This window comes from Clostridium muellerianum (assembly GCF_012926525.1).
In the GTDB taxonomy this organism is placed as follows: domain Bacteria; phylum Bacillota; class Clostridia; order Clostridiales; family Clostridiaceae; genus Clostridium_AM; species Clostridium_AM muellerianum.
Genome location: NZ_JABBNI010000063.1, coordinates 225,114 through 247,314, shown reverse-complemented (window position 1 = coordinate 247,314; position 22,201 = coordinate 225,114). Strand labels below are relative to the sequence as shown.

Here is a 22,201-nt window from a genome sequence, read left to right as displayed (position 1 = left end):
ATACAAAATATATCTTTGGGAGGTAATTTATAAATGAATAAGAAGAAATTATCGGCAATATGTTTAACTGCAGTAATGGCAGTTTCATTATTTGCGGGTTGTGGTTCAAGCCAAAGTCAAGGGGGATCATCAGCTTCAAAAACAGTTAAGGTAGGTCTTGTAACTGATGAAGGTGGATTAAATGATAAATCATTTAATGAATCTGCAGATAATGGAATAAAAAAGGCTAAAGATGAGCTAAAAAATATAGACTACAAAGCTATCGAATCAAAGAAAAAGGATGAATATCAACCTAATCTTCAAGCTTTAGTAGATAATTCATCAGAATTAATATTTGGTGTAGGATATCAAATGGCAGATCAGATGAAAGCTATAGCTAAGAAATATCCAGATAAAAAGTTTGCAATAATAGATTCAGAAGTTAACTTGAAAAATGTTGTTTCACTTAATTTTAAAGAGCAGGAAGGTTCTTTCTTAACAGGAATTATAGCTGCTAAAACAACTAAGACAAACAAACTAGGTTTTATTGGTGGTAAAGATTTCGAATTAATCAATAGATTTGCAGCTGGTTATATGGCTGGAGCAAGAACTGTAAATCCTAACATACAATTTGATATAAGATATGCTAATGACTATGCTAATGCAGCTAAGGGTGAAGAACTTGCAACTAGTATGTACAATGGTGGATGTGATGTAATTTACCATGCAGCTGGTGGAACTGGTATTGGATTATTCAAAGTAGCTAAAGCTATGAGTAAACCAGATAAAAAGCTTTGGGCTATAGGAGTTGACCAGGATCAAGCTGTTGCAGTAGTAGATAGTAGTACTAAAAAGCCAATATATGATGATGTTATACTTACAAGTATGATGAAGAGAGTAGATACTGCAACTTATGATACTCTTAAGAGTCTTGCTAAAGATTCAAAATTTGAAGGTGGAACAACTAAAGTATATGGTTTAAAAGAGAATGGTGTTGACATAGCAGATAGTTCAAAGAAAAATGTACCAAAAGAAGTATTAGATTTAGTTGCAAAGTATAAGCAGGCAATAATTGATGGAAAGATAAAAGTACCAACAACTAAGGAAGAAGCAGCAACTTTTACAGCACCAGCAATATAGTAATATAAACATAAATTTTTATTTAAATATTTGAAACATAAAAAGAGCTAAGGTGTATTACTTAGCTCTTTTTCATATGCATTATTTTTAAGAGGACAGAGGACAGTGAAGGAGGATTTTTTTGCGTTAGCAAAAAATCAACCTTTAATTGTCCTCTCAAAAAAGTTGAGTTCCTAATATTTAAAGTTATTTTTATATCTTATTTTTTTCATGGTATAATAAATTATAGGAAAAACTAAAATATAAAGGAAATGGGGTGGATATATGAATATGGATTTTAGTTTAAGTTTGACTCAAGAACAAAAGTTAGTAATGACTCAAGAAATGCAATTATCAGTTAAGTTACTTCAGATGTCTAGTTTTGAGCTTCAAGAATATGTTGAAAAAGAAGTGCAGGAAAATCCTGTTATAGAGACTAAAAGTAATGCAAAAGATAATGAAAATAGAAATGAACTTGATTACAAACAATTAATTAAATATTTGGAATTTGATAACTATAGCCATAGTAATTATGAAAAAAGTGATGAAGAAGAAATCTCTCCTTTTAATTTTATTTCAGAGAAAAAGTCACTTAAAGAATATTTGCAGGAACAGATAAGAGATTTAGCTGAAAAGGATTACGTGAAAGCTGTTTGTTTATATATAGTTGAGAACATAGATGAGAGAGGATATTTGGATATTTCTGATGAAGAAATTATGGAAGAGCTTAAAATATCAGAAAAGCTTACGAAGCATTGCATAAAAACCATACAATCTTTAGATCCAGAAGGTATAGGTGCAAGAGATTTAAAGGAATGCTTAAAAATACAAATAGATAGAAAAGGACTAAAAGATGAAAAAATATATACAATAGTAGATAAATTTTTGGAGCTTTTGGCAGAAAATAAATATAATGTTATAGCAAAAGAATTAGATATGAATGTAAAAGGGGCACAAGCTTATGGAGATATAATAAAATCATTACAACCAAGACCATCAAGAGGCTTTTATACAGGAGAAGATGTAAAGTACATAGTGCCAGATGCTGAAATTAGGAAAATAGATAACGAATATTATATAATTATGAATGATTCTGCTGTACCTAAGCTTAGTATAAATACAATGTATAAAGAGATAATTCAAAATGACAATGATAAAAATGCAGTGAATTATGTAAAAGAAAAGTTAAACAGCGCTGTATTTTTAATGAAAAGTATACAACATAGAAAGAGTACTATATACAGGGTCTTGGAAAAAATATTAGAGTTTCAAAGAGATTATTTCGATTATGGTGATCAATATTTAAAACCTATGACATTAAAAGAAATAGCAGAAAGTTTGGATATGCATGAGTCAACTATTAGCAGAGCAATAAGAGAAAAATACATATATACTAAAAGAGGAACTATAAAGATTAAGGATTTATTTACTACTGGATTATATAAATCTAATACAGGAGAAGATGTTTCTGCTAAAATAATTAAAAATGCTATAAAAGAATTAATAGAAGAAGAAAATAAAGAAAAACCATTATCAGATCAAGCTATATGTGATATATTGACTGATAGGAATATGAATATTTCGAGAAGAACTGTAGCAAAATATAGAGAGGAAATTGGAATAAAATCATCAAAAGGGAGGAAAAGATTCTAAGTTCTCCCTATTGTTCACATTTTGTTAACATTTTTTTTCGAAATACTATTTAAAAAATAATTTATTTATTTTATAATATAGGTGGGACATAAATCAAGGTGGTGGGACACCAATGGACCAAAGGAGTATTTATATGGAACAATTATTAAAGTTACAACAAAAAATAGTACCAGAACTGGTAGAACTATTAGAAAAAAGATACAACATACTTAGAACTATATACTACAATCAACCTATTGGAAGAAGAGTATTGGCCAATAATTTAGGAATTGGAGAAAGAATAGTAAGAACAGAAATAAACTTTCTAAAGAATCAAAACTTTATTGAAATAAATACTCCAGGTATGAGTATAACTGAAAGCGGTGAAGAAATAATTGACAAACTTAAAGATTTTATTCATGAAATAAAAGGTTTGTCAGATATCGAAATCGCTATAAAAGAAAGTCTAAGGTTGAAGGATGTTATAGTCGTTCCAGGCGATATATATGAAGATAAAACAGTTATGAATGAACTTGGAAGGACAGCAGCTACTTACTTAAAAAATGTCATAAAAGCTGATAGCATAATTGGTATCACTGGAGGATTTACAATAAAAGAAGTAATAGATAATATGCCTAAAATGTCAAATATGAAGAATGTGATGGTAGTACCTGCTAGAGGCGGACTTGGAAGAAATGTTGAAATTCAAGCTAATACACTGGCAGCAAACCTTGCAAATAAAATAGAAGGAAGTTACAAATTACTTCATGTTCCTGAAAATTTAAGTAATAAAGCTATGAGTACTATAATTGAGGAAAAAGATATAAAAGACATATTGAATATTTTACACAATGCCAATATGTTAATATATGGAATTGGAAGAGCAGATCAGATGGCTCGTAGAAGGGGACTTTCTAGTGAAGAAGTGCAAAAAATAGAAGAGGTAGGAGCTGTAGGAGAGGCCTTTGGATATTATTTTAATAAACAAGGTGAAATTGTATATTCTACATCTAGTATAGGAGCTAGGATTGAAGATATTTCCAATATAGAAACCCGTATAGCTGTATCTGGTGGAAAAGATAAAGCAGAAGCTATAATTTCTACAGAAATAAATAATAATAATAGTGTGCTTATTACAGATGAGGGTGCAGCAAGAGAGATATTAAATATTATAAAATAGTTAACAAATTTTAAATTAATATATATATAAAATATTTATAAATTTTAGGAGGAATTATAAATGGTTAAAGTAGCTATTAATGGATTTGGACGTATAGGACGTCTTGCATTCAGACAAATGTTCGGTGCAGAGGGATATGATGTTGTTGCAATCAACGACTTGACAGATACTAAGATGTTAGCACACCTATTAAAATATGATTCATCTCAAGGTAGATACCAAGGAACAGTAGAAGCTAAAGAGTCTTCTATCGTTGTTAATGGAAAAGAAATAAAAATATATGCAGAAGCTGATGCTTCAAAACTTCCATGGGGAGAACTTGGAGTAGATGTAGTACTTGAATGTACTGGTTTCTATGTATCTAAGGCAAAATCTCAAGCACACATTAATGCAGGTGCTAAGAAAGTTGTTATTTCAGCTCCAGCTGGTAATGATCTTCCAACAGTTGTATTCAATGTAAACCATGATATAGTAACTGCTGAAGATCACATAATTTCAGCTGCGTCATGTACAACTAACTGTTTAGCTCCAATGGCTAAAGCACTTAATGATTATGCACCAATTCAATCTGGTATAATGTCAACAATTCATGCTTATACTGGAGACCAAATGGTATTAGACGGACCACATAGAAAAGGCGATTTCAGACGTGCTAGAGCAGCAGCTGTAAATATAGTTCCAAACTCAACAGGAGCTGCAAAAGCTATAGGATTAGTTATTCCAGAATTAAAAGGAAAATTAATCGGTTCTGCACAAAGGGTTCCAGTTCCAACTGGTTCAACAACAATCTTAGTTTCAGTTGTTAAAGGAAAAGACGTTACAGTTGAAGGAATCAACGCTGCTATGAAAGCAGCTTCAAATGAATCTTTCGGTTATACTGAAGAACAATTAGTATCTTCTGATATCGTTGGAATCACTTATGGTTCTTTATTCGATGCAACTCAAACAATGGTTTCTAAAATTGGAGAAGATTTATATCAAGTTCAAACAGTTGCATGGTATGATAACGAAAATTCATACACTAGTCAAATGGTTAGAACTATAAAGCATTTTGCTAAATTCTTAAAGTAATTTAAGTATTAGTTACAAGCATTGGAAATTATAAACTTAATTTAGATTGAAATTTAAATTTAAATGGGTTAAATTAAATAAATAGGGTCTGGTTTTGTAGTTTGGGCTATAAGGCCAGACCTTTTTCAAAGTATGGAAAAGGGAAAGAAAAGCTTTACCTAAAAGTTAATCATTTTGTATTCTGTAATTTAAAAAGAAGGGGTGTATTTTAAATGGCTTTTAATAAAAAAACAATTGAAGATGTAGAGTTAAGTGGAAGAAAAGTACTAGTGAGATGTGATTTTAATGTACCACTAAAAGATGGTGTTATAACTGATGAAAATAGATTAGTTGGAGCAATGCCAACTATAAAATATTTAATAGGAAAAGGAGCTAAAGTTGTGCTTTGTTCACATCTTGGAAAAGCTAAAGGACCAGATCCAAAGTTGACATTAGCACCAGTAGCTAAAAGATTATCAGAAATGCTTGGAAAAGAAGTAGTTTTTGCTGCTGATGATACAGTTGTTGGAGAAAATGCTAAAAAAGCAGTAGCTGAAATGAAAGATGGAGATGTTGTTTTATTAGAAAACACAAGATTTAGAAAAGAAGAAGGAAAAAATGAAGAAGTATTTTCAAAAGAATTAGCTTCTCTTGCTGATATATATGTAAATGATGCTTTTGGAACAGCTCATAGAGCGCACTGTTCAACAGTTGGAGTTACACAATTTGTTGATACTGCTGTATGCGGATATTTAATTCAAAAAGAATTAAAATTCTTAGGAGAAGCTGTAAATACACCAGAAAGACCATTTGTTGCAATACTTGGTGGTGCTAAAGTATCAGATAAAATTAATGTTATAAACAATTTACTTGAAAAAGTAAATACATTAATAATCGGTGGAGGAATGGCATATACATTCTTGAAGGCTCAAGGATACACTATTGGAACTTCACTTCTTGAAGCAGATAAAGTAGATTATGCTAAAGAAATGATGGAAAAAGCTAAAGCTAAGGGAGTTAAATTATTACTTCCAGTAGATAATGTAGTTGGAGAAAAATTTGCAGCAGATACAACTCCAGTTACCACAGAAGATGCCAATATTCCTGAAGGACACATGGGATTAGATATTGGACCAAAGACTTCAAAAATTTATGCTGATGCTATTAAAGATGCTAAAACAGTAGTTTGGAACGGACCAATGGGAGTTTTTGAATTTGAAAATTTTGCAAAGGGAACTATTGCAGTTGCTAAAGCTATGGCTGATGCAAATGCTACAACTGTTATAGGTGGTGGAGATAGCGCTGCTGCTGTTAACACATTAGGTTTTGGAGACAAAATGACTCATATTTCAACTGGTGGTGGAGCTTCGCTTGAATTCTTAGAAGGAAAGGCTTTACCAGGAATAGAGGCACTTAATAATAAATAGTAAAATAAAAAAGGATAGGGGTAATTTATAATGAGAAAAGCAATAATAGCTGGAAACTGGAAAATGAATAATACTGTAGAAGAAGGATTAAAATTAGTTGAGGAATTAAAAGGTCTTGTAAAGGATGCTAAATGTGATGTAGTTGTATGTCCTACTTTTGTATGTTTAGATGCTGTATTAAAAGCAGTTAAAGGAAGCAACATAAAAGTGGGAGCACAAAACATGTACTTTGAAGAAAGCGGAGCATTTACAGGAGAGGTGTCACCTTCAATGCTTGAGAAAATGGGAGTAGATTATGTAATAATTGGACACAGTGAAAGAAGACAATACTTTAATGAAACAGATGAAACTGTAAATAAAAAAGTTAAAAAAGCGTTTGGACATAACTTAATTCCAATAGTTTGTTGTGGAGAAACTTTAGAAGAAAGAGAAAAAAATGTAACTGAAGAAGTTTTAGGAAGACAGATAAAATTGGATTTAGAAGGACTTACAAAGGAACAAGTAGAAAAGTTAGTTGTAGCTTATGAACCAATCTGGGCTATAGGAACTGGTAAGACAGCTACAGATGAGCAGGCTAATGAAACAATAGCTCATATTAGAAGTGTAATTGCTTCAATGTACGGAAAAGAAACAGCAGAAAAAACAAGAATTCAATACGGTGGATCGGTAAAACCAGCTACAATAAAAGCACAAATGGCCAAGTCAGATATAGATGGTGCCTTAGTTGGTGGAGCAAGCTTAAAAGCAGCAGATTTTGCAGCAATAGTAAATTACTAAGGATTAAGAATTAATAACTCAACTTTCTCCTCTCAAAAAAAAGTTGAGTTATTAATTTAATAAGTTTTGGAGGTAAATATGAACAAGAAACCAGTAATGTTAATGATACTAGATGGCTTCGGGCTTACAGATAGAGAAGATGGAAATGCAGTAAAGGCAGCTCATAAGCCAAATTTTGATAAACTGTATAATAATTACCCACATACTCAATTAGGAGCTAGTGGTTTAAGTGTTGGACTTCCAGAAGGACAAATGGGAAACTCAGAAGTTGGTCATTTAAATATAGGTGCGGGAAGAGTAATATATCAGGCATTAACTAGAATAACTAAATCCATTAATGATGGAGATTTTTTTGAAAATAAGGCATTAAATAAGGCAGTAGATAATGCAATAAAAAACAACGCAACGCTTCACATAATGGGTCTGTTATCACCAGGTGGCGTGCATTCTCATATAGAACATTTAAAAGGAATTTTGAAACTTGCAAAGGCAAAGAGTGTAAAAAAGGTATATGTCCATGCATTTCTTGATGGAAGAGATGTTCCACCAGCTTCAGCAAAGGAATATATAGAAGACATAGAAAATTATATGAAGGAAATCGGAATAGGAAAAATAGCTACAGTATCTGGAAGATACTATGCTATGGATAGAGATAAGAGATGGGAAAGAATTCAACTTGCATATAATGCGTTAGTGCTTGGAAAAGGTGAAGAAGCTAGTACTGCTATGCAGGCTGTGGAAAGCTCTTATAATGACAATAAAACAGATGAATTTGTACTTCCAACAGTTATAGAAAAATCTCCAGAAGCTTCAATAAAAGATAAGGATTCAGTAATATTCTTTAACTTTAGACCAGATAGAGCGAGAGAAATTACAAGAGCTATAAATGATAAGGTATTTGATGGATTTTCAAGAGAAGCTTTAGATCTTACATTTGTAACAATGACACAGTATGATGTTACTTTGGAAGGTGTAGATGTTGCATTTGAAAATGAAAGTTACTCAAATACTTTAGGTGAATACGTAAGTAAACTTGGCAAAAGGCAGTTAAGGATAGCTGAAACTGAAAAGTATGCGCATGTAACATTTTTCTTTAATGGTGGAGTAGAAGAACCAAATAAAGGTGAAGATAGAGCACTTATACCATCACCAAAAGTTGCAACTTATGATCTTCAACCAGAAATGAGCGCATATAAGGTAACAGATGAACTTTTAAAAAGAATAGATGAAGATAAATATGATATGATAATATTAAATTTTGCAAATCCAGATATGGTAGGACATACAGGTATATTTGAAGCAGCTAAAAAAGCTGTAGAAACTGTAGATGAATGTTTAGGTAAAGTTGTAGATAAGGTATTAGAGAAGAGCGGTACTGTATTTATAACTGCAGATCACGGAAACGCGGAGCAAATGATAGATTATTCTACAGGAAAGCCTATGACAGCACATACAACGGACCCAGTACCATTTTTATATGTAGCATCAAATGCTAAACCAATGAAGGACAATGGTATATTAGCTGATATAGCACCAACTATGCTTCAAGTTATGGGGCTTGATGTGCCTAAAGAAATGACAGGAAAAAGTCTTATTAAATAATATATGTGAGCAAAAGCTATGAATTAGGAAATTAAACCTATAATTCATAGCTTTTTTATATAAGCTCAATTTTTACAGTTTAAGCACATTGCGAAGCAACTTTTTTGAGAGGACGGAGGACAATTGACAGAGGACAGTGAAGGATGATTTTTCTCCGCTTTGCTACGAAAAACCTTTAATTAAATTTTTGATGACTCGTTTCGCTAAAGCGAAACATTGCTGATTTATATAAATTTAAATCTTTTTTTGCGTTGGCAAAATAAATTAGTTTTCTGACGTAAGGAGGAAAACTCACCTTCACTGTCCTTTGTCCTCTGTCAATTGTCCTCTCAAAAAAATTGCTTCATATTATTTTTATATTAAATCAAAATTTTGTATATATGCAAATGATATAATAAGGACTTTATATGGATATATTAATAAGGAAACATTAATAATTCCGGAGGTGCTTTTATGAAAAATTATATTGAAATTGTAGATGTAGTTGGAAGACAAATACTTGATTCTAGGTGTATGCCTACAGTAGAAGTAGAGGTTGTGCTTGAAGATGGTACTATAGGAAGAGCAGCAGTGCCATCAGGAGCTTCTACAGGAATGTTTGAAGCAGTAGAATTGAGAGATGAAGATAAGTCAAAGTATCTTGGCAAAGGAGTTTTAAAAGCTGTAGATAACGTAAATAATTACATAGCAGAAGAACTTATAGGCATGAACGTATTTGACCAGGTGTTAATAGATAAAATCATGATAAATTTAGATGGTACGGATAATAAAAGCAAATTAGGCGCTAACGCTATGCTTGGTGTATCTTTAGCTTGTGCAAGAGCTGCAGCTGAAAGTCTTGGATTAGATTTATATCAATATATTGGAGGAGTAAATGCAAAAGTTCTTCCAGTGCCAATGATGAATATAATAAATGGAGGAAAGCACGCAGATAACAATGTTGATCTTCAAGAATTTATGATAATGCCAGTAGGAGCTCCTTGTTTTAGTGAAGCGCTAAGAATGAGTGCAGAAGTTTATCATTCTTTAAAATCTCTTTTGAAATCTAAGGGTTATGATACTGGAGTAGGAGATGAAGGTGGATTTGCTCCAAACTTAAAGTCTAATGAAGAAGCAATACAAGTAATAGTAGAGGCTATACAAAAGGCAGGATATACTCCAGGAAAAGAAATGTTTATAGCGTTAGATCCTGCATCCTCAGAAATATATGAAAACGGAAAATATAATTTAGCTGGAGAAGGAAAAGTTTTATCACCAGCAGAAATGGTTGACTATTATGCTAATTTAGTTGAAAAATATCCTATAATTTCTATAGAAGATGGTATGGCAGAAGAGGATTGGGAAGGATGGAAGCTAATTACTGAAAAATTAGGAAACAAAATTCAATTAGTAGGAGACGATTTATTTGTAACTAATACCCAGAGATTAAAAACTGGTATAGAAAAAAAGGTAGCAAATTCTATACTTATAAAGTTAAATCAAATAGGAACATTAACAGAAACTTTAAATGCTATAGAAATGGCGGAAAGAGCAGGGTATACTGCTGTAGTATCACATAGATCTGGTGAGACAGAAGATACAACTATAGCTGATTTAGTGGTAGCTGTAAATGCAGGACAAATAAAAACAGGAGCACCTGCAAGAAGTGAAAGAGTGGCAAAATATAATCAGCTCTTAAGAATAGAAGAAGAGCTAGGTGATGCTGGAGAGTTTAGAGGAATAAAGGCATTTTACAATATTAGAGGTTAGAAATGGAACATTACTTCGAGAGCTTTTTCCTTGTAATAGCTTAATTAGTATGTTAAAATATAGGATGTGTTAACATACCAGGAGGTGAAAAGCATGCGAAATGTTATAATGGTTTTACAGATTATAATAGCTATAGCGCTAATAGCTGTTGTTATGGTACAGCCTAGTAAAACTAATGGTTTAAGTGGATTGGTTGCAGGTGGAAGTTCTGCTGAATCATTTTATTCAAAGAACAAAGGAAGAACATCAGAAGCAATGCTAATAAAAGTTACGTCTGTACTTGCTGCAATATTTGCAGGTTTATGTATTGCTCAGAATTTAGTTAAATAATATTGAAATTTATATATTTAGAGCGGAATTAGTCTGCTCTATTTATTTTTTATGTGTTAAATTATCAGGGACCTTTTTCTTGGGGAGCGGATGCTGAAAATGCAGTGCATAATGCTGTTGTAGTGGAAGAAGTTGCGAAAATAGCTTATAGAAGTATATATTTAAATAATGAATTAAGATCAATAGATAATACTTTATTAGATAAACATTTTTAAGAAAACATGGTGCAAATGCTTATTATGGACAAGATTAAAAATAGGTATAAAGATGTAAATTCTTTAATAGAAAAAACGCATGTAAAATATGCGTTTTTTTATATAAATTATTGTCTAATTGTATTTTTGTTTTTATTTATTGAAAGCTATCATTGATTTTTTGAATAATCACCCCTTTTAATAAGATTAATAGTAGATTTTATAGCTGATTCATTGGCTGAAATAGCACGACCGTTTAATGTATTTTCTGGTTGCCCTTGGCCTAATATTTTCCATACTGTGTTATGATCCGATACAATTTGAGAAAAGTCACAAGATTTCCATCTATTAATAATATCCATAAAATTTGTTTTTTCAGATCCGTCTGGTAGGGTTTTGATTAGGTTATAGGTAGCATTTAATTGATCCATACTCATAGATTTAACTCCATTTTTCGCATTATCTTCGGCCACTATCAAACCATTGGCCATTAAATGCATACTTGCGGCTATCTCATATCGGGTATCTCCAACATTATTTCCGTTGGTTGCACAGCTAATTTTTACTTCATTTTTTGTATGTGATGTTGAAGTAGTTAACAATACTAGACTAATCGTATAAGAACTTATTCCAACTAGCATTGTAATAGCCAACCCTAAAATTATATTTCTAACATTTTTTTTCATAATAAGTTCTCCTTGCAATATCAAACTTTATACAATTATAACATAATATTACATTAAATGGAAGATTTTTATCTACTTTAAAGAAATTATTGAATCCACAAGGGCAATTATATTGGCGATTATCATCATTATCTATTGAGTAAACAAATTTGCCTCCAACTTGCCAAATATAAGGTTTAAATTTGTATATCATTGACTACTGGATAAGTTTACTATATTATAAAGCTAACCAATATAAATACTGATATAATTGAATATTTTTAAAGGTAAAATATAAAGATAATAATATATAAAATTGATATGGCTAAATTATATTAAACTTAGTCATAATGATATGAGGTGAAATTTATGAATATACGGGAAGTATTAATAAGCTTTATGACAGAACAGGCATATAAACCGATGAATATAAAAGAACTAGAAAAAGTATTTGATGTTAAAAAAAGCGAAAGAAAAGATTTTGAAAAAATACTTGATGACATGGAAAGTGATGGTGAAATAGTTAAAACTAGAACAGAATATTATGGTGTTCCAGATAGAATGGGATTGGTAGTTGGAAAACTTCAAGGGCATACAAAGGGATTTGGTTTTGTAATTACTGGAGATGACAGGCCGGATATATTTATACCTTCATCATATATGAATGGTGCTATGAATGGAGATAAGGTAGTTGCTAAGATAACTAGAGAAGAAAATAGGGGCAAAAAGTGTGAAGGTGAAATAATAAGAATTCTTCAAAGGGCAAATAAAACTGTTATAGGGGTATATGAAGATAGCAAAAATTTTGGCTTTGTAGTACCAGAAGAAAAAAGAATATATCAGGATGTGTTTATTCCAAAGAGCAGCAGGAGTGGAGCTAAAACAGGAGATATCGTTATAGCAGATATAACAAGTTGGCCTGACAAAAGAAGAAATCCTGAAGGCAAAATAGTAGAGATACTTGGCAAAAAAGGCGAAAAAGGAATAGATATATTAACTATAATAAAGAAGAACAATCTACCAGAAGAATTTACTGCAAAAGTAGAAGCTTATGCAGATGGTATACCAGATGAAATACCAGAAGAAGAATATGCAAGAAGAAAAGATTTAAGGGATTTGACTATAGTAACTATAGATGGGGAAGATGCAAAGGATTTAGATGATGCAGTGTCACTTGAAAAGCTTGAAAATGGTAATTATTATTTAGGAGTTCATATAGCAGATGTATCTAATTATGTAAAAGATAAAAATCCTTTGGATAAAGAAGCTTTAAAAAGAGGAACTTCTGTATATCTTATAGACAGGGTTATTCCAATGCTTCCAAAGAAGTTGTCTAATGGTATATGTAGTTTAAATCCTAAAGTAGATAGATTAACTTTAAGTTGCTTTATGGAAATTGATAAGACAGGTAAAGTTGTAGATCATAATATTGTAGAAAGCATAATAAAGACTAATGAGAGAATGACATATACAGATGTAACTAAAATACTTAGAGATAACGATGAAGATACTATAAAGAAATATGACTATTTAGTAGACACTTTTAAGCTTATGGAAGAGCTTTGCGCTATACTTTATAAGAAGAGAATTCAAAGAGGAGCTATAGACTTTGACTTTGAAGAGTGTAAGATAATTCTAAATGAACTAGGAAAGCCGGTAGAGATAAGACCTTATGAAAGAGCTATTGCTAATAGAATAATAGAAGAATTTATGTTAGTCTGCAATGAAACCATAGCTGAGCATATGTTCTGGGCTAATATGCCTTTTGTATATAGAATACATGAAGAACCGGATGAAGAAAAGCTTATGCATTTCAATGAATTTGTTCATAATTTGGGTTATGTAGTTAGAATGGGACAGGAAGTTCATCCAAAAGCATTACAAGATATAGTAGAAAAAGTAAAAGGCAAAAAAGAAGAAACGGTAGTAAGTACTCTTTTACTTCGTTCTATGATGAAAGCTAGATATGCTCCAGAATGTATAGGTCACTTTGGATTAGCAGCAAGATACTATTGTCATTTTACATCTCCTATAAGAAGGTATCCTGATTTAATTATACACAGAATAATAAAAGAGTTTATAAATGGAAAGATAAATGATAATAGAATGCAGAGATTAACATCAGAAGTTGAATATGCATCAAAACAGTCTTCTGAAATGGAAAGAATAGCTCAGGATGCAGAAAGAGAAGTAGAAGATCTTAAAAAGGCTGAATACATGAGTGAGAGAATAGGAGAAGAATTTGAAGGAATAATATCTTCTGTTACTAACTTTGGAATGTTTGTAGAACTACCCAATACTATAGAAGGTCTTATACACATAAGCAGTCTTGATGATGATTATTATGTATATGATGAAAAACATTTAAGTTTGATAGGTGAAAGAACTAAAAATATATATAAACTAGGAGATGAAGCAAAAATAAAAGTATCTAAAGTAGATATGTTTGCTCATGAAATTTATTTTGAACTAGTAAGACCTGAAAAGGATGAAGAAGAACTAGAAGATATTAATGAAATAAGTAACAATGTGGATTAATACTTATATTAGTTGTGGATAAATTTTAAAACAATTTGAAAATAATATGAAGCAATATTTTTCAGGGGATAGAGGACAGTGAAGGTTTAATTGTCCTTTGTCCCCTTAAAAATGCTTCGCAATATGCTTGTGCTATTTTTTCAATTGCTTCATTAAAGCATAAGTTCTCATATTTGATTTTAGTTTAGCCATAAATATATCTTCTTGAAGGGGTTTTCTTATGTAGTCATTTGCTCCAGCATTTAACATGCTAGCCACAGTTTTAGTATTAGTTAAGGATGAAGTGATTATAATGGAAGAATTTATATTATCACGTCTAAGTCTTATAATAATGTTTTTGCCAAATTCGTTCTCTAATACTATGTCCACAAGATATAAATCATAACGTTTATTGTATTCTGTTAAGTCTTTTCCAGATGAATAAAAATCTACATTTTTTATATCATATTTGGTTAAAATATCTTTCATTATTGCTCGATCAAAATGACTATCGTCTATGCAAGCTATTTTAGCTTCTTTTAGACAGGTTAAAAGTTCATCTTCCTTAACTATGTATTTTATGTGTTTAAGTAGCTCTTCACCTAGATTATTTTTTGTTATATAATCAGAAACTCCTAAATTTAAAATTCTTTTTTTAGTGTTTTCTAATTCATTACCAGTTACAACGAATACAGGTATGTTTCTATTTACATCACTGCCATTGATAGTTTTCATAAATTGTTCAATACTAGTATCTTCTAATAATAAGGAAGTTATTATTAGATCAACCTCACCATTAAGATTGTGTAAAGTTTCATAAGCTTCATCTGCAGTATCTACAGAAATACAGTTAAAACCGTTTTCAAGCAGGATATTTTTTACTAGTTTTTTTATAAAACCACTTTGTTCAAGATGTAGTATAGTGTACATAGTTTACACATCCAATCTTTTTTATTATTTTAAAACTTCCAAATGTTATTCTAATTTGTATTTTAATAGAATTATATAACATTTTACTTATTTTGAAAAGTAGACAATAATGTAGAATTGAGTCTATAATTAACTTATTGTGTATAATAGTGACATAAAATTAAAAAACTAACATTGATTATAATCAATATAAAAAAGTTAATATTAATTATATTAAGCGTATGGATATGAATATATTGCATAATACAGTATATTGATATAGACTTATATATATAATATAATAAGTAAGAACTGTAAGGCAGGTGATTTTAATGGCTAAAAAAACATCGACAAACAAAACTCTTGCAGAAAATAGAAAGGCAAGGCATGATTACTTTATAGAAGAAAGTATGGAAGCAGGTATAGAGCTAGTTGGAACAGAAGTAAAGTCTATAAGAGCAGGCAGAGCCAACTTAAAGGATAGCTATGCAGAAGTGAGAAATAGTGAAATATTCATTTGTAATGTTCATATAAGCCCTTATGAAAAAGGAAATATATTTAATAGAGATCCGTTAAGAGACAGAAAACTTTTGCTTCATAAAAGTGAAATATCAAGATTATTGGGATTCACTACTCAGCAGGGATATACTCTAGTACCATTATCCTTATATCTTAAAAATGGAAGAGTAAAAGTAAATTTAGCAGTAGCAAAGGGTAAAAAAGATTATGATAAGAGAGATGCTATGCTTGAAAAAGCAGCAAAGAGAGATATAGATAGACAGATGAAAGAAAGAGTAAAATATTAATTTTTAAATTAGCATTATGAAATGTTTTCTTTCTTTGGATTATAGAAAGTTTTTAGATAAAAATTACTATTGATTAATGTATAGATTTGATGTAATATAATAGATGCAAGTTAGAGAGATGAATCCCTAGCTTATTGAAAACTAAATATAAAAACAATGGTTTGCGTAACAATATAAAACCTTAAAATTAGGTAAACCCAATTATATATGGGGGCGTACTTGGTTTCGACGGGGGTATGTTGTATTTGAGAAGCGAGTCGAGGGAACCTGTGGGCCCGCGTTAAAAAACTATGGGATTAAATGTAAACGCAAACGATAATTTTGCATTAGCAGCTTAGTCTGCTACGTCCTCCCTTTGAGTACCGCGGCTTAGGATAGGGCGCCGACAGCGGTGAAACGAGCCTGTGTAAGCTTTGCCACAGGAACGGGATTTATGAAGCTACTGAAACTGAAAGCCTGTCCATGGGCGTTCAGTAGAGGGAATGTTAAAATATGGACTGCACTCGGAGATGCTCAAGTATTACGACTTTCGGACATGGGTTCGACACCCATCGCCTCCACCATTGAAACCCTCGACTGATGTTGAGGGTTTTTTACTTATATATGTAAATTTAGAATTGATAGATTTGATATTACTGTATTGGAAATCTAGTGCGGTTTTTTAATACAAGTTTATTGAATAAAGTAATTAGTGAGAGTATATAATTATTAACATTAGGAGGATTGAGAAAAATGTTAGAAATCCATGAAAATTATATCGTAAATGACAAAGGTGAGACAACAGCAGTGGTTATAAATATTGATGAATATAATAAAATTAAGGAAATATTAAAATCATTAGGTGATATAGATAGTATTGATGTAAACTATAACATAGCCAAAGGACTTAAGGATGTTGAAGATGGAAAAGTATTTTCAATAGACACTTTATTTGAGGATGAAAAAGATGCAGCATCAATTTAAAGTTACAGATACATTTCAAAAAGATATTAAATGGCTGAAGAAAAAATACCCTAATGTATTAAAGGATTTATCAGAAACTTTAACTATTATTGATAATGATTCTAATTCAGGAGACAGAATTGAAGGATTAAATAAATTAATATTTAGAATCAGAATACCTAGCAGAGATATGAATAAGGGGAAAAGTGGTGGATTTGGAACCATATATTACGTAGTTACAGAGCATAAAGAAATAATACTTCTAACTATTTATGCTAAGAGTAAGCAAGAAAATATAATGCCTTCAAGGATTGAAGAAATTTTAAAAACATTATAAGCATATCGGTTAAAGTTAAATGCCAATAGTAATTTTGTATTAGCATCAAGTTTTGTCTTGGAGTGAGGAAAAATTAGTATAGCAAGTAATTAGCGAGGAATAGTGTAAATGCTATTCCTTTATTTGTTTATAAAGTAATTCTAAATACTATAAGGAGTTATAAATGATATGAAAGGAAAAGTATATTGTGAAGTATTAAAAGAATATAAAGTGCCATCATCTAATGATGAAAAAGCAATCTATTTAGTCAGATATGGCTATGTAGATTGGTATAGGGATGGTAATAAAAGATTAGCTGTATATATATTAATGCAGTATAACAGTAGGATTAAATATATTAATCCAGCACACCTGTTAGTGGAAAAAGATAAAAACGGACGCAGTGATTTTTCTAGGGTAATGAAGATGATAGGATTGCTTATGAGGGAATTTAAGCTTAGTGATAGGACTAAGTAAATACTAAATTGTTAGAGTAATTAGCATTGGTATGTAATAAAGAGAGATAAATATATATTATTATAATGAGAATCTTACTGTATATTAGGTAAGATATTTTTATTTTTGAGGAGGAAATAGTAATGATAGAATTAGCTTATTTAACGGATATGAATAAGGTAAAAGCACTGACAGATGAGGTGCAAAATATCATTGAAGGAATACTACATGTACTAGATTCAGAGTATGGAACTAGTAGGGACAAGTACGAAGATGATGGAGGATATGTTGTAGTTATAGAAAAAGAAGAAGATTTTCAAATAATAAAAGATAAGATTTACATTGACTGTGATAGTATTATACCAGAATATGTAGATAAAATAGTATGCAGCAACGATAAAACTTATACTAATTCATTGATATTATGCAACAATGAGTATGCTATATCATTAATAATTCCAATGGAGTTATTACCACAAAATTTAAAAGATTATATTATTGATTAAAAAGCTTTAATTGCCAATATTGCGGTGATTAAGGCTTTATTATTTGTAAAAATTTATAGGAGGTACTTATGGCAGAAAAAGTAATAAAGGAAACTAAATATTGTAAAATACTTAATCAAGGAAAGCTAAAGGATGATGATTACACATATTGCATTGAGAAAATATTTATTAAAGAAAAAAATAGAGAAGAAATAAGATTCTCATTATACAAGGATACTGTGAGGTCAGAGCAAACTTATATACCAAGGTCATTAGATGTAACAGAAGAAGAATTAATACAGTTAATAAAGGCGTCAATAGATAAATCAGTATTTTCAAAGGAATTTATAAAAAAACTAAATGAAATATTTAATACAAAATAAGTTATTTAAGGCTGGTGTTAAAATGTTTGATAATGCAAGATATATGACTAGAGGAATAAAAAGTGAAATACCATTAGAACTACAATTATTTATGTGGAATTGCATAGATTCATTAAAAGAACAAGGAGTGAAGCTAGATTACTTACAAGTATTTGAATTGAAAAGAGAAATAGTTGACGACATAGCAATACAAAAAATAGAGCATAGGCAGGAAGTACCTAAATACGAAAAGACTTATAAGATGCTAATTGAAGAAGTGGTATCGTCAAAGATATTTGTAATAGATGATAATACTCATACAACTATGTTACTGGCAGAAGAATATTAAAAAAATGATGGAGGAACAATAATGGACAAAGATTTAGTAAGAGGCATAACATTTCAAATTGATAAAGAAAAAAGGTTAGGAAATATGAGAATTGATTGGGAGGGAAGTAGAGGCAATCTCTGCAACCAATGGAATCCTACAAAGCTCCTATTGGAGCTAAAAACAGGCTCAAAAATTGACCTAAAGAAACTACAGCATGAGCTGAACTACCTACAATTTGAGCTTCTTTCAAACTTTCAGAGGGTAGAAAAATACTGTGAGGGTACAGGCTATAACAAAGAAACAATACTCTCTATTTCATTAGATATAGCAAATTATGCAATAAGGCTTATACCTTCTAAGGATGCTTATAGTTGTATATATGTATATTTAAAATAAAATTATAAGTTATCTTTCCAGTTAATAAGTTGCTCAATCAAGCTAAGAATTTTCTTTTTATCATCAAGAGTTCTATTGTGTAAAAGGTTATATATTTTGTTAAATATTATGCTATCACTATTATTAGAGGACATCTGTAAATACTTAAACAAGTCTTCAAAAGATATATTTAATGCAGCAGTAACTTTTTCAATACTTTCTAAAGTAGCATTCTTTTCTCCTCTCTCGAGTTGACCAATATATGTTGGGTGAAGTGATGCCCTATATGCTAATTCCTCTTGACTTAACCCACATTCTTTTCTTAAGTTTCTTATTCTTTCACCTATAATTTTGCTTAAATCATTCATTTAATCCACCTCTAAGATTAAATTATCGTGATAGCAAGTTTTTCACAATATACTATTGATATGTTTTTTAGCAAAATATATACTATAAGTATTATTATGAAGTTTTTAGTAAAAATGTTTGGAATAATGTTAAAATGCAGAACCTTATATATTAAGTTTTTGTTGATTGGAGGTAAAATCATGCCTATAAAAGCAAAGAGAGAAATACTTTGCGAAAAATGCGGCAAAAAAATCATAGTAGTATGTAATGATGATATAACAATTGAAAACTTAAAAAAGTTAAATGATAAACTATGCTTAAAATGTAAAATAACAAGCATTTTAAAGTTAAGAGTAAAGGGGGAGTAAATTTGGTAATAGCATTTTGGATTTATGGTATTATAGGAAATCTATTTGGAGAAAAGTTTGTTTGGGGAACAGGAATACTTGGGTTTATTTTGGAAGTTGTTTCATTAGGAAGGTTAGCAAGTGTCATAGTAATCATCATGGCACCTGCTATATTGCGAGCTGGTTATAAAACATTAGAACCAATATTACAAGGTTTGTGGGCATTTCATAAATTAGATAAATAAGTGTGAGTTATGTGAAGAAGGAGTTTAAAATGAGTGAATTAGTAGAAAGTAATAAAATGTTGCAGGTATTGGATTGGGCTTATGAAAAATCTTTAAATGGATTACCAGGAACATTATCAGCAGAAGAATTAGCAGATGAATATCTAAATAAAAATGGTGGTAATTCTATAAAGGCATGTGACAGTTTAATAAATTGGCAAGTTGGTAAATGTGCAACATCAGGTTTTTTATCTGGATTAGGAGGATTAATAACTTTGCCAGTATCAATTCCTGCTAATATTTCTAGCGTAATATATGTTCAGATGAGAATGATAGCAGCAGTAGCATACATAGGTAGATATGATATAAAAGATGATTCAGTAAAGAGCTTAGTATACATGTGTTTAACAGGTAATGCTGCTGTAGAGATAGGCAAAGATATTGGAGTAAAAATAGGAACTAAATTAACACAATCAGCTATACAAAAAATATCTGGTGAAACAATAAAAAGAATAAATCAAGCTGTAGGCTTTAGGCTACTAACAAAGTTTGGACAGAAAGGAATAGTAAATCTAGGTAAAGCAGTTCCGCTTATTGGAGGAGTTATAGGCGGAGGAGTTGATTTAGCTTCTACTAAAACAATAGGTAAAATATCAAAAAAAGTATTTTTGAGTTATTAATAAAAATATAGAGGAGATGACATAACTATGGGAATAGGTAATTTGTTAAAAAAAGGGATAAAAGGAATTGCGTCTGCAGTAGCTGATGAAGTATCAAGTACAATTGGACTAACAGCGGAAATGGAAAAATATCCTGATGAGCGACTCATAAGAATAATAAGGACAGGCTCAAGAAAACAAAAAAGTGCTGCGGCGTATGTATTAAAGAAAAGAGGTCACTAGATTATTCTGTAAGTTTTTCAGTTATTAAATTATGAAATATAACGTATGAATAAACAGATAATAATTAAAAAAATTAACTTATATCATTTAGTAAAGTGATATAAGTTTTTATTTATATGGACTATTTTTGTCTCATACACAATATTATACTATATTTGTAAGGAAGGAGGCTGGCATAAATATAATGAATGAATATAACAGAGAAAAAGAAGGAAAATCCAAAACGTATAGGATGCTAAATTTATATGAAAGATTAAATAAAGGTGAAGTAAGAAGTAAAAAGTATCTATCAACAATATATGAAGTAGATGAAAAAACAATACAAAGGGATATAAAAGAATTAAAAGACTATTTAGAGAAGGATGAAAAGAATCTTAGAACTATTGTATATAGTAAGATTAAAAAAGGATATGAGATGATTAACTGCAAAGGTTTCAAGTTTTCTGATAAAGATATTTTTGCATTATATAAAATAATTCTAGAATCAAGAGCATTTTCAAACAAAGAAATGGATAGAGTACTAGATATATTAAATTCTCAATGTGAAGATAATGAATTATTAAAAAAGATAGTTATTAATGAAAGATTTAACTATGTACCACCAAGACATAATAAAGATATAATCAATTTTATTTGGAAGATTAGTGTTAGTATTCAAAAACAGAAATTAGTTGAAGTAAAGTATGAAAGGCAAGATGGAATAGTTAAAGAATATAAATTAAAACCATTAGGATTAGTATTTAGTGAATATTACTTTTATTTAGTTGGAGAAATCATAGGAAGAAGTGAAAATCATCCAATTGTTTTTAGAGTAGATAGGTTTGAAAAATACGATATAACAGAAGAAAAGTTTTTCATGCCATATAAAGATAGATTTGAAGAGGGAGAGTTCCATAAAAAAATACAATTTATGTATACAGGAGAATTAATGACAATACAATTTAAGTTTTGGGGAGATTCTTTAGAAGCGATACTTGATAGATTACCAACTTCAAAAGTAATAAGGTATGATGAAAAAGATAATAAACCAATAATAGAAGCTGAGGTATATGGAGAAGGTGTTAAGAGGTGGTTATTATCTCAAAAAGAATTTTTAGAAGTAATAAGACCACAGGAGTATAGAGAAGAAATAAAAGAAACGATTAGGAAAATGTATGAAGTATATAAGTAATTGGAT

General features: G+C 30.4%; 28 protein-coding genes and 1 other RNA gene. 25 read left to right on the top strand and 4 right to left on the bottom strand.

Translation table 11 applies throughout. From position 1 onward, the window contains the following. Positions 1-33: 33 nt before the first annotated feature. From HBE96_RS22050 to HBE96_RS22005, 10 genes are all read left to right on the top strand, one after another. Positions 34-1,119 (top strand): BMP family lipoprotein, encoded by a 1,086-nt coding sequence (locus HBE96_RS22050; RefSeq protein WP_169299850.1) that lies wholly within the window; start codon positions 34-36, stop codon positions 1,117-1,119. A gap of 270 nt (positions 1,120-1,389) precedes the next feature. Further along, positions 1,390-2,751 (top strand): RNA polymerase factor sigma-54, encoded by a 1,362-nt coding sequence (gene rpoN / locus HBE96_RS22045; protein ID WP_206155029.1) that lies wholly within the window; start codon positions 1,390-1,392, stop codon positions 2,749-2,751. A 133-nt stretch (positions 2,752-2,884) separates the two neighbouring features. Beyond that, on the top strand, positions 2,885-3,910 hold the full coding sequence (locus HBE96_RS22040) for a sugar-binding transcriptional regulator (RefSeq protein ID WP_169299848.1): 1,026 nt from the start codon (positions 2,885-2,887) through the stop codon (positions 3,908-3,910). A gap of 60 nt (positions 3,911-3,970) precedes the next feature. Then, positions 3,971-4,981 carry a type I glyceraldehyde-3-phosphate dehydrogenase gene (gene gap, locus HBE96_RS22035; RefSeq protein ID WP_169299847.1) on the top strand — a complete coding sequence of 337 codons (1,011 nt, stop codon included), beginning with the start codon at positions 3,971-3,973 and terminating at the stop codon, positions 4,979-4,981. A 212-nt stretch (positions 4,982-5,193) separates the two neighbouring features. Next, positions 5,194-6,387, top strand: a complete 1,194-nt coding sequence (locus HBE96_RS22030; protein WP_169299846.1) for a phosphoglycerate kinase — start codon at positions 5,194-5,196, stop codon at positions 6,385-6,387. A 30-nt stretch (positions 6,388-6,417) separates the two neighbouring features. After that, a complete protein-coding gene (gene tpiA, locus HBE96_RS22025) occupies positions 6,418-7,164 on the top strand; it encodes a triose-phosphate isomerase (protein ID WP_169299845.1) in 747 nt (248 codons plus the stop codon). A gap of 78 nt (positions 7,165-7,242) precedes the next feature. Beyond that, positions 7,243-8,766: a 2,3-bisphosphoglycerate-independent phosphoglycerate mutase gene (gene gpmI / locus HBE96_RS22020; RefSeq protein ID WP_169299844.1), complete on the top strand. Its 1,524-nt coding sequence runs from the start codon at positions 7,243-7,245 to the stop codon at positions 8,764-8,766. Between the two features lie 453 nt (positions 8,767-9,219). Continuing rightward, on the top strand, positions 9,220-10,515 hold the full coding sequence (gene eno, locus HBE96_RS22015; protein ID WP_169299843.1) for a phosphopyruvate hydratase: 1,296 nt from the start codon (positions 9,220-9,222) through the stop codon (positions 10,513-10,515). 93 nt (positions 10,516-10,608) lie between these two features. Then, complete coding sequence (secG, locus tag HBE96_RS22010) at positions 10,609-10,845, top strand: preprotein translocase subunit SecG (RefSeq protein WP_007060553.1); 237 nt, start codon at positions 10,609-10,611, stop codon at positions 10,843-10,845. 53 nt (positions 10,846-10,898) lie between these two features. Next, positions 10,899-11,060: a class II aldolase/adducin family protein gene (locus tag HBE96_RS22005; RefSeq protein WP_206155028.1), complete on the top strand. Its 162-nt coding sequence runs from the start codon at positions 10,899-10,901 to the stop codon at positions 11,058-11,060. A 149-nt stretch (positions 11,061-11,209) separates the two neighbouring features. On the opposite strand, the gene HBE96_RS22000 is transcribed toward HBE96_RS22005, so the two are convergent. Then, positions 11,210-11,725, bottom strand: a complete 516-nt coding sequence (locus tag HBE96_RS22000) for a DUF6241 domain-containing protein (protein WP_169299842.1) — start codon at positions 11,723-11,725, stop codon at positions 11,210-11,212. Continuing rightward, a complete protein-coding gene (locus HBE96_RS21995) occupies positions 11,709-11,918 on the bottom strand; it encodes a hypothetical protein (protein ID WP_169299841.1) in 210 nt (69 codons plus the stop codon). The genes HBE96_RS22000 and HBE96_RS21995 overlap by 17 nt, the downstream gene beginning before the upstream one ends. A 155-nt stretch (positions 11,919-12,073) precedes the next feature. On the opposite strand from HBE96_RS21995, the gene rnr reads away from it, so the two are divergent. After that, complete coding sequence (rnr, locus tag HBE96_RS21990) at positions 12,074-14,242, top strand: ribonuclease R (RefSeq protein WP_169299840.1); 2,169 nt, start codon at positions 12,074-12,076, stop codon at positions 14,240-14,242. Between the two features lie 132 nt (positions 14,243-14,374). On the opposite strand, the gene HBE96_RS21985 is transcribed toward rnr, so the two are convergent. Continuing rightward, positions 14,375-15,151 (bottom strand): response regulator, encoded by a 777-nt coding sequence (locus tag HBE96_RS21985; RefSeq protein WP_169299839.1) that lies wholly within the window; start codon positions 15,149-15,151, stop codon positions 14,375-14,377. Positions 15,152-15,462: 311 nt separating this feature from the next. Here HBE96_RS21985 and smpB point away from each other — a divergent pair, with 311 nt between their 5' ends. From smpB to HBE96_RS21940, 9 genes are all read left to right on the top strand, one after another. Further along, positions 15,463-15,936 carry an SsrA-binding protein SmpB gene (gene smpB, locus HBE96_RS21980; RefSeq protein ID WP_169299838.1) on the top strand — a complete coding sequence of 158 codons (474 nt, stop codon included), beginning with the start codon at positions 15,463-15,465 and terminating at the stop codon, positions 15,934-15,936. Between the two features lie 209 nt (positions 15,937-16,145). After that, positions 16,146-16,499: a transfer-messenger RNA gene (ssrA, locus tag HBE96_RS21975) on the top strand. Between the two features lie 169 nt (positions 16,500-16,668). After that, positions 16,669-16,899 (top strand): hypothetical protein, encoded by a 231-nt coding sequence (locus HBE96_RS21970; protein WP_169299837.1) that lies wholly within the window; start codon positions 16,669-16,671, stop codon positions 16,897-16,899. Then, complete coding sequence (locus HBE96_RS21965) at positions 16,883-17,215, top strand: hypothetical protein (RefSeq protein WP_169299836.1); 333 nt, start codon at positions 16,883-16,885, stop codon at positions 17,213-17,215. Before HBE96_RS21970 ends, HBE96_RS21965 begins: the two co-directional genes overlap by 17 nt. A gap of 168 nt (positions 17,216-17,383) precedes the next feature. Then, positions 17,384-17,671: a hypothetical protein gene (locus tag HBE96_RS21960; protein ID WP_169299835.1), complete on the top strand. Its 288-nt coding sequence runs from the start codon at positions 17,384-17,386 to the stop codon at positions 17,669-17,671. A gap of 122 nt (positions 17,672-17,793) precedes the next feature. Then, positions 17,794-18,156, top strand: coding sequence for a hypothetical protein (locus HBE96_RS21955; RefSeq protein ID WP_169299834.1), 363 nt, complete (start codon positions 17,794-17,796; stop codon positions 18,154-18,156). A gap of 68 nt (positions 18,157-18,224) precedes the next feature. Continuing rightward, positions 18,225-18,518 carry a hypothetical protein gene (locus tag HBE96_RS21950; RefSeq protein WP_169299833.1) on the top strand — a complete coding sequence of 98 codons (294 nt, stop codon included), beginning with the start codon at positions 18,225-18,227 and terminating at the stop codon, positions 18,516-18,518. After that, positions 18,496-18,846 carry a DUF960 domain-containing protein gene (locus HBE96_RS21945; protein ID WP_243187030.1) on the top strand — a complete coding sequence of 117 codons (351 nt, stop codon included), beginning with the start codon at positions 18,496-18,498 and terminating at the stop codon, positions 18,844-18,846. Before HBE96_RS21950 ends, HBE96_RS21945 begins: the two co-directional genes overlap by 23 nt. Positions 18,847-18,867: 21 nt before the next feature. Next, entirely contained in the window at positions 18,868-19,224 is a 357-nt protein-coding gene (locus tag HBE96_RS21940) for a hypothetical protein (protein WP_169299832.1), read from the top strand. 2 nt (positions 19,225-19,226) lie between these two features. On the opposite strand, the gene HBE96_RS21935 is transcribed toward HBE96_RS21940, so the two are convergent. Then, positions 19,227-19,571 (bottom strand): helix-turn-helix domain-containing protein, encoded by a 345-nt coding sequence (locus HBE96_RS21935; protein ID WP_169299831.1) that lies wholly within the window; start codon positions 19,569-19,571, stop codon positions 19,227-19,229. Positions 19,572-19,751: 180 nt separating this feature from the next. Here HBE96_RS21935 and HBE96_RS21930 point away from each other — a divergent pair, with 180 nt between their 5' ends. The 5 genes from HBE96_RS21930 to HBE96_RS21910 all read left to right on the top strand — a co-directional run bounded on the left by HBE96_RS21930 (position 19,752) and on the right by HBE96_RS21910 (position 22,195). Beyond that, the gene (locus HBE96_RS21930; RefSeq protein ID WP_169299830.1) at positions 19,752-19,919 is read left to right on the top strand and encodes a hypothetical protein; all 168 of its coding nucleotides are present in this window, start codon (positions 19,752-19,754) and stop codon (positions 19,917-19,919) included. A gap of 2 nt (positions 19,920-19,921) precedes the next feature. Beyond that, positions 19,922-20,143 carry a hypothetical protein gene (locus HBE96_RS21925; RefSeq protein WP_169299829.1) on the top strand — a complete coding sequence of 74 codons (222 nt, stop codon included), beginning with the start codon at positions 19,922-19,924 and terminating at the stop codon, positions 20,141-20,143. A gap of 29 nt (positions 20,144-20,172) precedes the next feature. Beyond that, on the top strand, positions 20,173-20,802 hold the full coding sequence (locus tag HBE96_RS21920; protein ID WP_169299828.1) for an EcsC family protein: 630 nt from the start codon (positions 20,173-20,175) through the stop codon (positions 20,800-20,802). Positions 20,803-20,829: 27 nt separating this feature from the next. Further along, positions 20,830-21,024 (top strand): hypothetical protein, encoded by a 195-nt coding sequence (locus tag HBE96_RS21915; protein ID WP_169299827.1) that lies wholly within the window; start codon positions 20,830-20,832, stop codon positions 21,022-21,024. 184 nt (positions 21,025-21,208) lie between these two features. Continuing rightward, positions 21,209-22,195, top strand: a complete 987-nt coding sequence (locus HBE96_RS21910; RefSeq protein WP_169299826.1) for a helix-turn-helix transcriptional regulator — start codon at positions 21,209-21,211, stop codon at positions 22,193-22,195. The last annotated feature ends 6 nt before the right edge of the window (positions 22,196-22,201 follow it).